Source organism: Streptomyces sp. SAJ15, from assembly GCF_007595705.1.
GTDB lineage: Bacteria > Actinomycetota > Actinomycetes > Streptomycetales > Streptomycetaceae > Streptomyces.
Map to the genome: position 1 here is coordinate 83,983 of NZ_NISY01000010.1, position 13,790 is coordinate 97,772.

11 protein-coding genes are annotated in these 13,790 nt (G+C 73.2%); 8 read left to right on the top strand and 3 right to left on the bottom strand.

Features of this window, described 5'->3' with window-relative positions; genetic code table 11:
- Positions 1-254 precede the first annotated feature (254 nt).
- Positions 255-1,430, top strand: a complete 1,176-nt coding sequence (gene sucC / locus CD790_RS23715; protein WP_144385348.1) for an ADP-forming succinate--CoA ligase subunit beta — start codon at positions 255-257, stop codon at positions 1,428-1,430.
- A gap of 21 nt (positions 1,431-1,451) precedes the next feature.
- On the top strand, positions 1,452-2,336 hold the full coding sequence (sucD, locus tag CD790_RS23720) for a succinate--CoA ligase subunit alpha (RefSeq protein WP_144385349.1): 885 nt from the start codon (positions 1,452-1,454) through the stop codon (positions 2,334-2,336).
- Between the two features lie 81 nt (positions 2,337-2,417).
- On the opposite strand, the gene CD790_RS23725 is transcribed toward sucD, so the two are convergent.
- Positions 2,418-4,031, bottom strand: coding sequence for an RNA polymerase sigma factor (locus tag CD790_RS23725; RefSeq protein ID WP_144385350.1), 1,614 nt, complete (start codon positions 4,029-4,031; stop codon positions 2,418-2,420).
- Positions 4,032-4,153: 122 nt separating this feature from the next.
- Between CD790_RS23725 and CD790_RS23730 the strand changes: the two genes are divergently transcribed.
- Positions 4,154-6,205, top strand: a complete 2,052-nt coding sequence (locus tag CD790_RS23730) for a DUF6350 family protein (protein ID WP_260867837.1) — start codon at positions 4,154-4,156, stop codon at positions 6,203-6,205.
- Positions 6,206-6,386: 181 nt separating this feature from the next.
- Here the strand turns inward: CD790_RS23730 and CD790_RS23735 are convergent, their stop codons facing one another.
- A complete protein-coding gene (locus tag CD790_RS23735) occupies positions 6,387-7,430 on the bottom strand; it encodes a hypothetical protein (protein WP_186319197.1) in 1,044 nt (347 codons plus the stop codon).
- 322 nt (positions 7,431-7,752) lie between these two features.
- Between CD790_RS23735 and purN the strand changes: the two genes are divergently transcribed.
- The 5 genes from purN (at position 7,753) to CD790_RS23760 (ending at position 13,140) form a co-directional block, all read left to right on the top strand.
- Positions 7,753-8,397 carry a phosphoribosylglycinamide formyltransferase gene (gene purN / locus CD790_RS23740; protein WP_144385351.1) on the top strand — a complete coding sequence of 215 codons (645 nt, stop codon included), beginning with the start codon at positions 7,753-7,755 and terminating at the stop codon, positions 8,395-8,397.
- Positions 8,394-9,992 (top strand): bifunctional phosphoribosylaminoimidazolecarboxamide formyltransferase/IMP cyclohydrolase, encoded by a 1,599-nt coding sequence (gene purH / locus CD790_RS23745; protein WP_144385352.1) that lies wholly within the window; start codon positions 8,394-8,396, stop codon positions 9,990-9,992. Before purN ends, purH begins: the two co-directional genes overlap by 4 nt.
- A 250-nt stretch (positions 9,993-10,242) precedes the next feature.
- Positions 10,243-11,109 (top strand): bifunctional methylenetetrahydrofolate dehydrogenase/methenyltetrahydrofolate cyclohydrolase, encoded by an 867-nt coding sequence (locus CD790_RS23750; protein ID WP_144385353.1) that lies wholly within the window; start codon positions 10,243-10,245, stop codon positions 11,107-11,109.
- A gap of 18 nt (positions 11,110-11,127) precedes the next feature.
- Positions 11,128-11,715: a DUF3017 domain-containing protein gene (locus CD790_RS23755; RefSeq protein ID WP_144385354.1), complete on the top strand. Its 588-nt coding sequence runs from the start codon at positions 11,128-11,130 to the stop codon at positions 11,713-11,715.
- Positions 11,716-11,922: 207 nt separating this feature from the next.
- On the top strand, positions 11,923-13,140 hold the full coding sequence (locus CD790_RS23760) for an NADP-dependent isocitrate dehydrogenase (RefSeq protein ID WP_144385355.1): 1,218 nt from the start codon (positions 11,923-11,925) through the stop codon (positions 13,138-13,140).
- Between the two features lie 91 nt (positions 13,141-13,231).
- Here CD790_RS23760 and CD790_RS23765 read toward each other — a convergent pair whose 3' ends face one another.
- Positions 13,232-13,669 carry a peptidoglycan-binding protein gene (locus tag CD790_RS23765; protein WP_144385356.1) on the bottom strand — a complete coding sequence of 146 codons (438 nt, stop codon included), beginning with the start codon at positions 13,667-13,669 and terminating at the stop codon, positions 13,232-13,234.
- Positions 13,670-13,790: the final 121 nt, after the last annotated feature.

Genomic DNA, 13,790 nt, shown 5'->3' on the forward strand with positions numbered 1-13,790 from the left:
CGTCGCTTATGCCCTCGATGACCCCTACCGCATTCGAATGCATGGCCCGTACCCCGATCTGTGACCGTAATCACCGCGTGAGTGTGACCTGTGATTTAGGGACCCAGGTCCCACGGGGATAACCTGCGAGACGGACATGCCGCGTACCCGGCGCACGTGTGCCGCCCTCGTCAAAGATCGCGTCCTCACGCTGCCACCGCGGCACGCCCGCGCAGACAACGAACCGCGAAATCCAGGAAAAGGGACGGACGCGCGTGGACCTGTTCGAGTACCAGGCGAGGGACCTCTTCGCCAAGCACGGTGTACCGGTGCTGGCCGGTGAAGTCATCGACACGCCTGAGGCGGCGCGCGAGGTGACCGAGCGGCTCGGCGGCCGGTCGGTCGTCAAGGCGCAGGTGAAGGTCGGCGGCCGCGGCAAGGCCGGTGGCGTCAAGCTGGCCTCCGACCCGGAGGACGCGGTCGAGAAGGCCGGTCAGATCCTTGGCATGGACATCAAGGGCCACACGGTCCACAAGGTGATGCTGGCCGAGACCGCGCCGGAGATCGCCGAGGAGTACTACGTCTCGTACCTCCTCGACCGCACCAACCGCACCTTCCTGGCCATGGCCTCCGTCGAGGGCGGCATGGACATCGAGGAGGTCGCGGCCACCAAGCCCGAGGCCCTCGCCAAGATCCCGGTCGACGCCAACGAGGGCGTCACCGAGGAGAAGGCCCGCGAGATCGTCGCGGCCGCGAAGTTCCCGGCCGAGGTCGCCGACCAGGTCGCCGAGGTCCTCCAGACGCTGTGGAAGACCTTCATCGCCGAGGACGCGCTCCTCGTCGAGGTCAACCCGCTCGCCAAGGTCGCCGACGGCCGCGTCATCGCGCTCGACGGCAAGGTCTCCCTGGACGCGAACGCCGAGTTCCGTCAGCCGGGCATGGCCGACCTCGAGGACAAGGCGTCGGCCAACCCGCTGGAGGCCGCGGCCAAGGCCAAGGGCCTCAACTACGTCAAGCTCGACGGCGAGGTCGGCATCATCGGCAACGGCGCGGGTCTGGTCATGTCGACCCTCGACGTCGTCGCGTACGCCGGTGAGAGCCACGGTGGCGTCAAGCCGGCCAACTTCCTCGACATCGGTGGCGGCGCCTCCGCCGAGGTGATGGCGAACGGCCTGGAGATCATCCTGGGCGACCCGGACGTCAAGTCCGTCTTCGTCAACGTCTTCGGTGGCATCACCGCCTGTGACGCGGTCGCCAACGGCATCGTGCAGGCCCTGGAGCTGCTGAAGTCCAAGGGTGAAGAGGTCACCAAGCCGCTGGTGGTCCGCCTCGACGGCAACAACGCCGAGCTGGGTCGCAAGATCCTGACGGACGCCGACCACCCGCTGGTGCAGCAGGTGGACACCATGGACGGCGCGGCCGAGCGCGCCGCCGAGCTGGCTGCGAAGTAAGGGACGAGGGACACCACAACCATGGCTATCTTCCTCACCAAGGACAGCAAGGTCATCGTCCAGGGCATGACCGGCTCCGAGGGCCAGAAGCACACCCGTCGGATGCTCGCCTCCGGCACCAACATCGTCGGTGGCGTGAACCCGCGCAAGGCCGGCACCACGGTCGACTTCGACGGCACCGAGATCCCGGTCTTCGGCTCCGTGGCCGAGGCCATCGAGAAGACCGGTGCGGACGTCACCGTTATCTTCGTCCCGGAGAAGTTCACCAAGGACGCGGTCATCGAGGCGATCGACGCCGAGATCCCGCTGGCCGTGGTGATCACCGAGGGCATCGCGGTCCACGACACCGCCAGCTTCTGGGCCTACGCGGGCGAGAAGGGCAACAAGACCCGCATCATCGGCCCGAACTGCCCGGGTCTGATCACCCCCGGCCAGTCCAACGCCGGCATCATCCCGGCCGACATCACCAAGCCGGGTCGCATCGGTCTGGTGTCGAAGTCCGGCACGCTGACCTACCAGATGATGTACGAGCTGCGCGACATCGGCTTCTCGTCCTGCGTCGGCATCGGCGGTGACCCGATCATCGGCACCACCCACATCGACGCGCTCAAGGCGTTCCAGGACGACCCCGACACCGACCTGATCGTGATGATCGGCGAGATCGGCGGCGACGCCGAGGAGCGGGCGGCCGACTTCATCAAGGCCAACGTCACCAAGCCGGTCGTCGGCTACGTGGCGGGCTTCACCGCCCCCGAGGGCAAGACCATGGGCCACGCGGGCGCCATCGTCTCCGGTTCGTCCGGCACCGCCCAGGCGAAGAAGGAGGCCCTGGAGGCCGCGGGTGTGAAGGTCGGCAAGACGCCGTCCGAGACGGCGCGGCTGGCTCGGGCGGCCCTGGCGGGCTGATCCCGACCGCAGCGAGGCCGTGGGCCCGTACCCCTCCGGGGGTACGGGCCCACGGCCTTTCCGGCCCAACGCCCCCTTGTTTCACGTGGAACGTGCGTTCTGTCCGGGTGTGGCCGCGGGTGTCGAGGTGGCGGTGGAGGTGGCAGTGGGGGTGGGTGAGGGCGTCGGCGAGGAGGTGGATGCGGGCGAGGCCGTGGGGCCGGCCGCGGGGGAGCCGGCCGGCTCGGGGCGGACCGGGTCCGACGCCGGGGTCTCCGCGTTCCGGGTGACCGCGACGGTCAGCCCCATCAGGACCAGGAAGAGGACGGCGCCGGCGATGGCGGCCCGCGTCCAGCGGCGTACGGCCCGCTCGCTCGCCTGCCGCACGGCCCGGGCCGCCCGGGGCGGCGCCGGCTGCCCCGCGGCCAGCGCGGTCAGTTCCTCGCGGAGGATCCGGCTCTGCTCGGTGGGCGGCGCGTCGCGCAGCTCGGGCAGCGGATCGGTGAGCACCCGGTGCCCGCGGATGATCCGGTTGGCCGTGGCCGGCGTGCTCGCCTGCGACTCGGCGGCGGTCTCGGCCAGGCCGAGAGCGAGGCCGTCGTAGAGCACCAGGGCGCGGCGATAGGAGGCGGGCAGCGTGAGCAGCGTGCCGAACAGCGGTGGTGGGCCCGCGGCGCGGCCCCACCAGCGGCGGAGGAGCCACCGCCGGCGGGTGCGCGGCCGTCGGCGCCAGGGCGCCAGCGCGTAGTCGTGCGCGGCGGCCCGTATCCATCCGCCGGGGTCGCGGTCCACGGCCACCTCCGGCCAGCGCCGCCAGGCCAGCCGGAAGGCGTGCTCCACCGCCCGCCGCGCGGTGCGCGGACAGCCGGTGAGCAGATACGCCTGCCGCGCGAGCGGCGCGGCATGCCGGTCGTAGAGCGCGTCGAAGGCGGCCGCGGGGGTGGCGGCGGAAGTGCCGGTGTGAGTGCCGGCGGGGCTGTCGGCGGGAGCGGGAGCGGGGGCCGGTGCCGGTGTCGGTGCCGCGGGAGCCGACGCCGGTACGGCGGGGAGCGGCAGGGTGTCCTCCAACTCGGCCCAGGACGGGTCGGCGGCCTTCGACGCCTCGTCAGGTTCCGGGGCCCGCGGCGGTTCCCCGGTGCCGCGCTCGGTACGGGGCGGTCGCGCGGCCGTGGGGGGTGGCGCGGGGCCGATCGTCGCGCCGGCCTCGGGAGGTGGCGGGGCGGCGGCCGGTGCGCCGGGCTCCGGGTGCGACGGGGTGGCCTTGTGGCCGGTCGTGTGGTGCGGCGCGGACGTGTCGCCCCTCGCCGCCGCCGTGACCGTGTCGGTCTTCCGAAGCGGCCGGTGGGGAGAGCCGTCCGTCGGTGCGTCTGTCGGTGCGTCTGTCGCCCAACGGGGTGTCGGGCGTCGGCGTCGGCCCGTCCCCGCCTGCGCGTCGCACTGCGTCCCGGTGGCTTCGGCCGCCGGGTGGGGCTTCGCGGGTGCCCTGGTGGCGGCCCGGGGCGCCGTCCGGGTGCCGGTCGACGCCCTGGCGCCTCGGCCGATGCCCTCGTCGGCCCCGGAGTTGGCCGTGGAGCTCGCCCCGGAGTTCGCCTTCGAGTCGGACTCCTGGTTCCCGCTCGGGCTCAGGGTGGCCGTGGCGGTGGACAGGCCGGTGCCGGTGTCGGCGGATATGCCCGCTTGGGCTCGCCGGCGGCGGCTCGTGCGCTTTCTGCTCATGCCGATGCACCACCGCAGAAGTAGTCCAAAACGTGCATAACCATATCTTGGGCGACACGTCGGGTATTCGCCCGCTGCCGGGGCGAAACGGTGGTTATTGGCAGCATGGTCATGTGACCCAAATGTCCGACCACAGCCCCCCGTTGTCTCCGCCCTCCCCGTCCGACCACCTCGTCTCCCGCGGCTCGTCCGCCGCCGGGCAGGCGTTCCTGGGCGGGGTGATCGCCGCCGGGCTGGGCCTCGGTGTGCTCGCCGTCGCCGTACTGCTGCTGTGGATCGTGTCGCCGTATCCCGACAACGGCCCCGGCGGGGCCCTGCATATCGCGGCCGACCTGTGGCTGCTGGCGCACGGGGCGGAGCTGGTACGGGCCGAGACGTCGTCCGGCGCGGCCGCGCCCATCGGAGTGACGCCGCTGCTGATCAGCGTGTGGCCGTGCTGGCTGCTGTACCGGGCGGCGCGGGGCGCGCTGGAGCCGCCCCGGCTGGAGCCGCCCGCCGGGGCGGCGGATGTGGACGTGGCCGGGGCGGTCGATGCCGTCGCGGCCTGGCGCGGCCTGGCGCCGCGGGCCGCGCTCGGCTGGGTGACCGGCGGCTACCTGCTGGTCGGACTGGCCGCGGTGGCGTACGCGGCGGAGGCCGGGCCGCTACGGGTGGCGCCGCTCAGCGCCGTGCTGTGGCTGCCGTTGGTGTCCGTGTCCGTCGCGGCCGTCGGGGTGTGGGCGGGGGGACGGCGGCTGCGCGTGCCGCTGCCCGCCGTGGCCTACCGGCTGGTCGAGCCGGTACGGGAGCGGCTGCCGCGCCTCCGACCGCTGCTGCGCCGGGTGCCCGGCGCCGCCTGGTTGGCGGCCCGACGACTCCGGCGCCGGCCCGGCGTGGAGCCCTGGCCGTCGCGCGCCTGCCGGGCGGCGGCCCTACGGGCGGCGACCGGGGCGACGCTCGCCTTGCTCGGCGGCGGCGCGGTGCTGGTGGTGGTCTCGCTGATCGGTCACGCGCACGCCGTGCAGCAGACCTTCGGCGAGCTCTCCGACGCCTGGACGGGGCGCTTCGCGGTGCTGCTGCTGGCGCTGGTCCTGCTGCCGAACGCCATGGTGTGGGCCGCGGCGTACGGGCTGGGGCCCGGCTTCACGGTGGGCGCGGGCAGCGTGGTGGGCCCCCTCGGCGTGTCGGCCCGGCCGCTGCTCCCCGACTTTCCGCTGCTCGCCGCGCTGCCGGAGCCGAGCGCCCGAGGCGGCCCGCTGGTGTGGTCGCTCGCGGGCCTGCTGCCGCTCGCCGCCGGGCTGTCGGTGGCGTGCTTCGTCGGCGCCGCGGCGACCCGCCGCAGGCCCGCCTGGCACTGGCGCGAGACCGCCCTCGCGGCCGCCTTGGCGGCGCTGGGCTGCGGGATCGCCACGGCGCTGCTCGCGGCGTTCGCCGGCGGCCCGCTCGGCTCCCGGGCCCTCGCCCACTTCGGCCCCAGCTGGTGGCTGACCGGCGCCGCGGCGTTCGTCTGGGCGGCGCTCATCGGCGTGCCGGGCGCGCTGGTGTTGCGGGGGTGGCGCCTGTGGCGGCTCTGGCGACTCCTCCGGCGCGCCGCCCCGGAGCCCACCCCCGGAAGGGAGGCCCCCGCCGCCCCCGCGCTCACCCCCTCGGCACCGGCCGTCGCGCGGCCCGCCCCTGTCCCGACCGCGTTCGTCACCGTCCCTCCGGGACCGGAGTGCGTCGACGCGCCCGAGGCCGACGAACCCTTCGCGGAGGCGGCGACGGGGGACGCCGGGCCGCCCAGGTCCGCCCTCGACGCGCTGTTCGACGCCCAGCTCGACATCGAGGCGGACGGGGAGATCGACGCCGGGCCCGATGTCGAAGCCGATGTCGACACCGTCAGCCATGCCGGCGCTGTCCCCGATGTCGACATCGTCACCCGTGTCGATGCCGTCCTGGATGTCGACGCCGCGGTCGATGCCGAGAGCGCTGCCGGTGCCGGTGCCGGTGCCGGTCTGGGCGCCGGTGCCGGTGGCGGTGGCGAGGTCGAGTCCGGTGCCGGGGTCGGGGGACCCGACGGCGCGGTGCGGAAGGGCGAGCTGGGCGGCGGCGCGGCGCTGGTCAGCGAGGAGGACGACACCGAGGAGGGACTGCCGCGCCGACGCCGCTGGTGGGGGCGGCGGCGGGACATCTACGGAGACGACGACGAGTTCTAGCGCCTGGCGCGGCCGGTCGTGCCGGGCCGCTCCGGCCCGCCGCGTTCCGGCCCGCCGCCCGCCGCCCGCCCCGCGGTGCGCGGACGCGGGCCCGCACGGCCCGGCGCGAAACGCCGCCGCCCCCGTCGGCGGCCCGGCAGGGCGGTCGGCGGGGGCGGCGGGCAGGGCCGGCGGTGGATGCTCAGTCGTCCGTGGAGAGCAGGGGGCGGAGCTGCTCGGGGAGGATCTGTTCGCAGGCCTGACGCGACTCGTGGGTCAGGGCGTCGTCCACGCACGTGTAGTAGTCGCTGTAGACGAACTGGAAGGCGTACGTCGCCGCGACGATGGCCAGGGCGATGCCGCCGGCCACCAGGCCGCTGATGGCGGCGACGGACTGCGGCTTCGCGCCGTTGGCGCGAGGGGCCGGCAGGGGCGCGCGGGTCGCGTCGGGGGCGGGCGGCGGGGCGTCGACCGCCGGCCCGGCCGCCGCCGGGGCCGGCCGGGGCTTGGCCCGGAGCGAGCTGATCGCCCAGTACAGGGAGAGCGCGCCCAGCAGCAGGGCGATCTCCTTCAGGCTGAAGAGCGCGAAGAAGAACGCCCACATGCCCGCGAGCAGCGCATAGCGCGCCCGGCGCTGGACCGGGTCGGTCGGGTCCCAGCGGAGTCCGCCGGACCCGCCGCGCTGGCCGCCGTTCTGGCCGGGGGCCCGGTTGCCACCGGGGCCGCTGCCGAAGCCGCCGTTCTGGCGGCGCGGCTGTCGGCTGCTCCACTGGCTGCCCCACACCGGCGGCTGTTGCTGCGGGGGCTGCTGCGGCTGCGGCGGCACCTCGCCGGGCTGACCACCCGGCCGGCCCTCCGCGTCACCACCGGAGCCGTTGCCCGACCCGCCGCCGGAGCCGTTGCCGGATCCGTCACCGGAGCCGTTGCCCGACCCGCCACCGTGGCCGTTGCCCGACCCGCCGCCGTGGCCGGACCCGGCACCGCCGGACCCGCTGCCCGAGCCGGCCCCCGTACCTCTCTGTCCCGCACCGGTGTCGCCCGCGCCGGCACCCTCCCCGCCGTCACCCGGCGGGGACTGCGGGAACCGCGGGGCCTGCCGTGGCTGCCACGGCCGGTCCGGGCTGCCCTCCGGCGGCGGGGCGAAGGGGTTGTCGTGATCCTGGCCCCCGGGAGACGCGGGGGAGGAGGGTGGGTGCTGCTCCCGCGTCAGCGGCGAGTGAGCCGCGTGGCGGCGTCGGTCCGGCATGTGGAGTGTGTCTTCCCCTTGTGTCGTCGTCCCGCACACATCGTGTCATCGCCCCGCACGCCCGGCGCCGTGCGTGAACCGGCGTGCGCGCGTGACGCGAGTATGCGCCATACCACCAGTGTGCGGACGGGACGGCGTTCTTCCACGACGTCATCGGATTTCGCAGACCAGACGCTACCTCCCTGGTCCGCCCCCGTCCCGTGGGGGCTGCTCGGTGTGCCGGTATCGTTGCTGTCGGCCGACGGCTTCGTAGGGTCCCCTCAAACGGACCCGCTGTCGACTTGTACGACTACACAAACCCGTAGCGAGAAAGAGTCCCGCCGTGGCCTCCCCGCCCACCCCCGCCTCTCCGGCACCGGCCCGCCTCGTCGTCCTCGTCTCCGGCTCGGGTACGAACCTCCAGGCGCTGCTGGACGCCATCGCCGCCCAGGGGGCGGCCGCCTACGGTGCCGAGGTCGTCGCCGTCGGCGCGGACCGCTCCGGCATCGCCGGGCTCGAGCGTGCCGAGCGCGCCGGAATCCCCACGTTCGTGTGCCGGGTCCAGGACCACGCCACCCGTGCCGAGTGGGATCGCGCCCTCGCCGAGGCGACCGCCGCCCACGCACCCGACCTGGTCGTCTCGGCCGGGTTCATGAAGATCGTGGGGAGGGAGTTCCTGGCCCGCTTCGGCGGCCGCACCGTGAACACCCACCCCGCGCTGCTGCCGAGCTTCCCCGGCGCCCACGGCGTGCGCGACGCGCTCGCGTACGGGGCCAAGGTGACCGGCTGCACGGTCCACTTCGTCGACGACGGTGTCGACACCGGCCCGATCATCGCCCAGGGCGTGGTCGAGGTCCGGGACGAGGACGACGAATCCGCACTGCATGAGCGGATCAAGGAAGTCGAGCGACGGCTGCTCGTCGATGTCGTGGGACGCCTGGCCCGCGACGGCTATCGCATTGAGGGACGAAAGGTACTGATCCCGTGACCGCCACCGGCACCTCCACCTCCACCACCGCCACCGACGAGGGCACCAAGCGGCCCCTCCGCCGCGCCCTGGTCAGCGTCTACGACAAGACCGGACTCGAGGAGCTGGCCCGCGGGCTGCACGCGGCGGGCGTCCAGCTCGTCTCGACGGGCTCCACCGCCTCCAAGATCGCCGCCGCCGGCGTCCCGGTCACCAAGGTCGAGGAGCTCACCGGCTTCCCGGAGTGTCTCGACGGCCGGGTCAAGACCCTGCACCCGCGCGTGCACGCCGGCATCCTCGCCGACCAGCGCCTGGACGCGCACCGCGCGCAGCTCGCCGAGCTGGGCGTGGAGCCCTTCGAGCTGGTGATCGTCAACCTCTACCCCTTCGAGCAGACCGTCGCCTCCGGCGCCGCGCCCGACGAGTGCGTGGAGCAGATCGACATCGGCGGCCCCTCGATGGTCCGCGCCGCCGCCAAGAACCACCCCTCGGTTGCCGTGGTGGTCAACCCCGAGCGGTATGACGAGGTGCTCCAGGCCGCCGCCTCCGGCGGCTTCGACCTGGCCCGGCGCAAGCGGCTGGCCGCCGAGGCGTTCCAGCACACCGCCGCCTACGACCTGGCGGTGGCCTCCTGGTTCGCCGCGGACTACGCCGGCGACGGCGAGACCTTCGCGAACTTCATCGGCGTGGCGTACGAGCGCAAGAACGTGCTCCGTTACGGCGAGAACCCGCACCAGCCCGCGGCGCTCTACACCGGCGGTTGCGGCGGCCTGGCCGAGGCCGAGCAGCTGCACGGCAAGGAGATGTCCTACAACAACTACGTCGACACCGACGCCGCCCGCCGCGCCGCCTACGACCACGGCGCCGAGCAGCCGTGTGTCGCGATCATCAAGCACGCCAACCCGTGCGGCATCGCCGTGGGCGCGGACGTCGCCGAGGCACACCGCAAGGCGCACGCCTGTGACCCGCTCTCCGCCTTCGGCGGCGTGATCGCCGTCAACCGGCCGGTGTCGGTGGCCATGGCCGAGCAGGTCGCCGAGATCTTCACCGAGGTCATCGTGGCCCCGGACTACGAGGACGGCGCCGTGGAGGTGCTGGCCCGCAAGAAGAACATCCGGGTGCTGCGCTGCCCCGAGGGGCCGAGCACCCCGGCGGAGTTCCGGCCGATCGACGGCGGCGGCCTGGCCCAGGCCAAGGACGCCTTCCAGGCCGAGGGCGACGACCCGGCCAACTGGACCCTGGCCACCGGTGAGCCGCTGGACGCGGCGGGCCTGGCGGAGCTCTCCTTCGCCTGGCGCGCCTGCCGCGCGGTGAAGTCCAACGCCATCCTGCTGGCGAAGGACGGCGCCACGGTCGGAGTGGGCATGGGCCAGGTCAACCGGGTCGACTCCGCGAAGCTCGCCGTGCAGCGGGCGGGAGAGGAGCGGGCCAGCGGTTCGTACGCCGCGTCCGACGCCTTCTTCCCCTTCGCGGACGGGCTGGAGGTGCTGACCGCCGCCGGGATCAAGGCCGTGGTGCAGCCGGGCGGCTCGGTCCGCGACGAGCAGGTGATCGAGGCCGCGAAGAAGGCGGGGGTGACCATGTACTTCACGGGCACCCGACACTTCTTCCACTGAGTCGCCAAGCGCCATGAGTCGCCAAGCGCCATGAGTCGCCGAGCGCCATGAGCCGCTGAGCGCCGGAGCCATCGAGCGCCGGAGCCCTTCGAGGCCCCGAGCCGTCGAGGAGCCCCGAGCCGTCGAGGCGCCCAGGCGCCGAGCCACCGAGCCGTCCGACACGGGCCGCCGCCACCGCCGCGCGGCCCGTGTCGGCCGCTCCCACGCCCCTGCTGGACACCGACATCCCCGCATCCGGGAGGATGGAACCATGACCGCCCAGATTCTCGACGGCAAGGCCACCGCGGCCGCGATCAAGGCCGACCTCGTCTCCCGCGTGGAGGCGCTGAAGGCAGCCGGGCTCGCGCCCGGACTCGGCACCCTGCTGGTCGGCGAAGACCCCGGCAGCAAGTGGTACGTCGCGGGCAAGCACCGCGACTGCGCCGAGGTCGGCATCGCCTCCATCCGGCGCGAGCTGCCCGACACCGCCTCCCAGGAGGAGATCGAGGCGGCCGTCCGGGAGCTCAACGAGAACCCGGAGTGCACCGGTTACATCGTCCAGCTGCCGCTGCCCAAGGGCATCGACACCAACCGGGTGCTGGAGCTGATCGACCCGGCCAAGGACGCCGACGGGCTGCACCCGATGAGCCTGGGCCGCCTCGTCCTCAACGAGACCGGCCCGCTGCCGTGCACCCCGTACGGCATCATCGAGCTGCTGCGCCGCCACGGCGTGGAGATCAACGGGGCGCATGTCGTGGTCGTCGGCCGCGGCATCACCGTGGGGCGCTCCATCGGGCTGCTGCTCACCCGTCGCTCGGAGAACGCCACGGTCACGCTCTGCCACACCGGCACCCGCGACCTCTCCGCGCACCTGCGCCAGGCCGACATCATCGTGGCCGCGGCGGGTGTGGGCCACCTGATCAAGCCGGAGGACGTCAAGCCGGGCGCCGCGGTGCTCGACGTCGGCGTCAGCCGGGACGGCGAAGGCAAGATCATGGGCGATGTGGACCCGGGCGTGGCCGAGGTCGCCGGCTGGCTGTCGCCGAACCCCGGCGGCGTCGGCCCGATGACCCGCGCCCAGCTGCTCGTCAACGTGGTGGAAGCCGCGGAGCGGCGGGCGGCCGCGAAGTCCGGCTGAGGAAAGGGAGCGTGCGCCATGGGCGCTGAGGTGCGGTCGCCGGGTGCGGGCGCGGACGACGGCGTGGAGCCGGGTGTGGTGACGACGGAGACGGCCAGCGGCACGAGCGAGGACGCCGGTACGGGCACGGACCCGGGCGCGGGCACCGGCACGGACCCGGACGCGGGTGCCGGTACGGGCACGCGCACGGCCGTGGGTGAGGTCGCGGCCGCGCCGCGCCGCCTCTCCCGCCGTTTCCCGCTGATCACCCGGGACACCGCCCGCCCCGAGGGCGGCGGGCGCGCCGCGTCCGGTCACGCCCCGGCGCCGGTGCGACAGTGGCCGCTGCTGGCGGTGATGGCCGGCGTCGGCGTCGGACTGCTGGTCGTGGCCTTCGACGCGTTCCGGGCCGGCACGATCATCGTGGGGCTGGCGCTGCTGCTCGGCGCCGTGCTGCGGTGGCTGCTGCCGGACGTCGGCATGCTCGCGGTGCGCTCGCGCTTCACCGACCTGGCGACCTACGGCGGCCTGGGCCTGGCGGTCGTGCTGCTGTCGATGATGGCGCAGCCGGACCCCTGGCTCGAAGTGCCGTTCCTGGAGGACCTGGTGCACTTCACCGTCCGCTGACCCACGCGGCCCACGCGGCCCATGTGGCGCCTGTGGCCCATGTGGCGTACGGGCGTTGCCCCGTGAGGGCGCGCGCCTTTCACACCTTGGAGCGACCCGCTTCCGTTCATCGGAGGCGGGTCGCCCCTTTTTCTCTAGACGTCGAGTATCTTGATATCGAGATAAGTGCCTGACTCAGTGACCCCACGTGAGAGGGACGTCCAGCCCATGGCCAAGATCAAGGTGGTCAACCCCGTCGTCGAGCTCGACGGCGACGAGATGACCCGCATCATCTGGCAGCTCATCAAGGACAAGCTGCTCCTGCCCCACCTCGACGTCGACCTGCGCTACTTCGACCTCGGCATCCAGCACCGCGACGCCACCAGCGACCAGGTCACGGTCGAAGCGGCGCGTGCCATCAAGGAGCACGGGGTCGGGATCAAGTGCGCGACGATCAACCCGGATGAGGCGCGGGTCGAGGAGTTCGGCCTGAAGAAGATGTACCGGTCGCCCAACGGCACCATCCGGAACATCCTCGGCGGCGTCATCTTCCGCGAGCCGATCCTCATGGCCAACGTGCCCCGGCTGATCCCCGGCTGGACCAAGCCGATCGTGATCGGCCGCCACGCCTTCGGCGACCAGTACCGGGCGACCGATCTGAAGATCCCCGGCGAGGGCACGCTCACCATGACCTTCCAACCCAAGGACGGCTCCGAGCCGATGGAGTTGGATGTCTACGACTTCCCGGGCCCCGGCGTCGCGCTCTCCATGTACAACCTGGACCAGTCGATCCGGGACTTCGCCCGGGCGTCCTTCAGCTACGGCCTGAGCCGGGACTTCCCGGTCTACCTGTCTACGAAGAACACCATCCTGAAGGCGTACGACGGCCGCTTCAAGGATCTCTTCCAGGAGGTCTTCGACGCCGAGTTCAAGACCGAGTTCGACGCCCGGGGCCTCACCTACGAGCACCGCCTGATCGACGACATGGTCGCCTCGGCGCTCAAGTGGGAGGGCGGCTACGTCTGGGCCTGCAAGAACTACGACGGGGATGTGCAGTCCGATGTCGTCGCCCAGGGCTTCGGCTCGCTCGGGCTGATGACCTCGGTGCTGATGTCCCCCGACGGCCGGACGGTGGAGACCGAGGCCGCGCACGGCACGGTCACCCGCCACTACCGCCAGCACCAGCAGGGCAAGGAGACCTCGACCAACCCGCTCGCCTCGATCTACGCGTGGACGCGCGGTCTGGCGCACCGCGGCACGCTGGACGGCACCCCCGAGGTGGTCGACTTCGCGCGGAAGCTGGAGGAGGTCTGCGTCGAGACCGTCGAGGGCGGTCAGATGACCAAGGATCTGGCGCTGCTGATCGGCCCCGAGCAGCCGTGGCTGACGACGGAGCAGTTCCTGGACGCGCTCGACACCGGGCTGCAGAAGCGGCTGCTGGACTGAGCGCGGGGCACCGGACGGCGGCCGGTCCCCTCCCCCGAGAGGACCGGCCGCCGTCATGTCGTCGCCGGGCCGGATCAGCCGCCGCGCCGGATCAGCCGCTGCGCAGGTACTTCCAGGTCTTCTTGCCGACGACGCCGTCCTTCTTGATGTTGTGGGCACCCTGGAACTTCTTCACCGCGTTCGCGGTCCTGGTGCCGAACTTCCCGTCAATCGCGCCGGGGTTGTAGCCCCAGCCCTTGAGCATGCACTGGGCCTCCGTCACGTGCCTGCCCGAGTCGCCCTTGCCGATCACGGCGGACATGGTGTTGCTGTAGTTGGCGGTCCAGCCCCACTTGCCCCCCTCCAGCTTCTTCCACTTGTAGTCGCCGCCCTTGGGGCACGCGGCCTTCGCTTCGACGTCCTGCGGGGCCACGGTCGCGTGGCCCTTCTCCGCGGACGCGGCGAAGGCGCCCGTGGACGGGCCGGCGAGCGCCAGTCCGCCGAAGGCGACGACGCTGGCGGCGAGCACGAGGTGCTTGCGACGGTTCATGGTCGGGTTCCTCCCCTGTGAACTGCCGGTCGGCGGGTGCCGGTTGGCGCTACCGAGATTGCAGGCCATTTCGGGACGCCGGCCAGCGCCCCGGCGACCCTGGGACACCGTGGGACGTCCC

Coding starts and splice junctions, on each gene's coding strand:
- sucD (WP_144385349.1), top strand. CDS start 1,452: ATGGCTATCTTCCTCACCAAGGACAGCAAGGTCATCGTCCAGGGCATG.
- CD790_RS23725 (WP_144385350.1), bottom strand. CDS start 4,031: ATGAGCAGAAAGCGCACGAGCCGCCGCCGGCGAGCCCAAGCGGGCATA.
- CD790_RS23730 (WP_260867837.1), top strand. CDS start 4,154: ATGTCCGACCACAGCCCCCCGTTGTCTCCGCCCTCCCCGTCCGACCAC.
- CD790_RS23735 (WP_186319197.1), bottom strand. CDS start 7,430: ATGCCGGACCGACGCCGCCACGCGGCTCACTCGCCGCTGACGCGGGAG.
- CD790_RS23750 (WP_144385353.1), top strand. CDS start 10,243: ATGACCGCCCAGATTCTCGACGGCAAGGCCACCGCGGCCGCGATCAAG.
- CD790_RS23755 (WP_144385354.1), top strand. CDS start 11,128: ATGGGCGCTGAGGTGCGGTCGCCGGGTGCGGGCGCGGACGACGGCGTG.
- CD790_RS23760 (WP_144385355.1), top strand. CDS start 11,923: ATGGCCAAGATCAAGGTGGTCAACCCCGTCGTCGAGCTCGACGGCGAC.
- CD790_RS23765 (WP_144385356.1), bottom strand. CDS start 13,669: ATGAACCGTCGCAAGCACCTCGTGCTCGCCGCCAGCGTCGTCGCCTTC.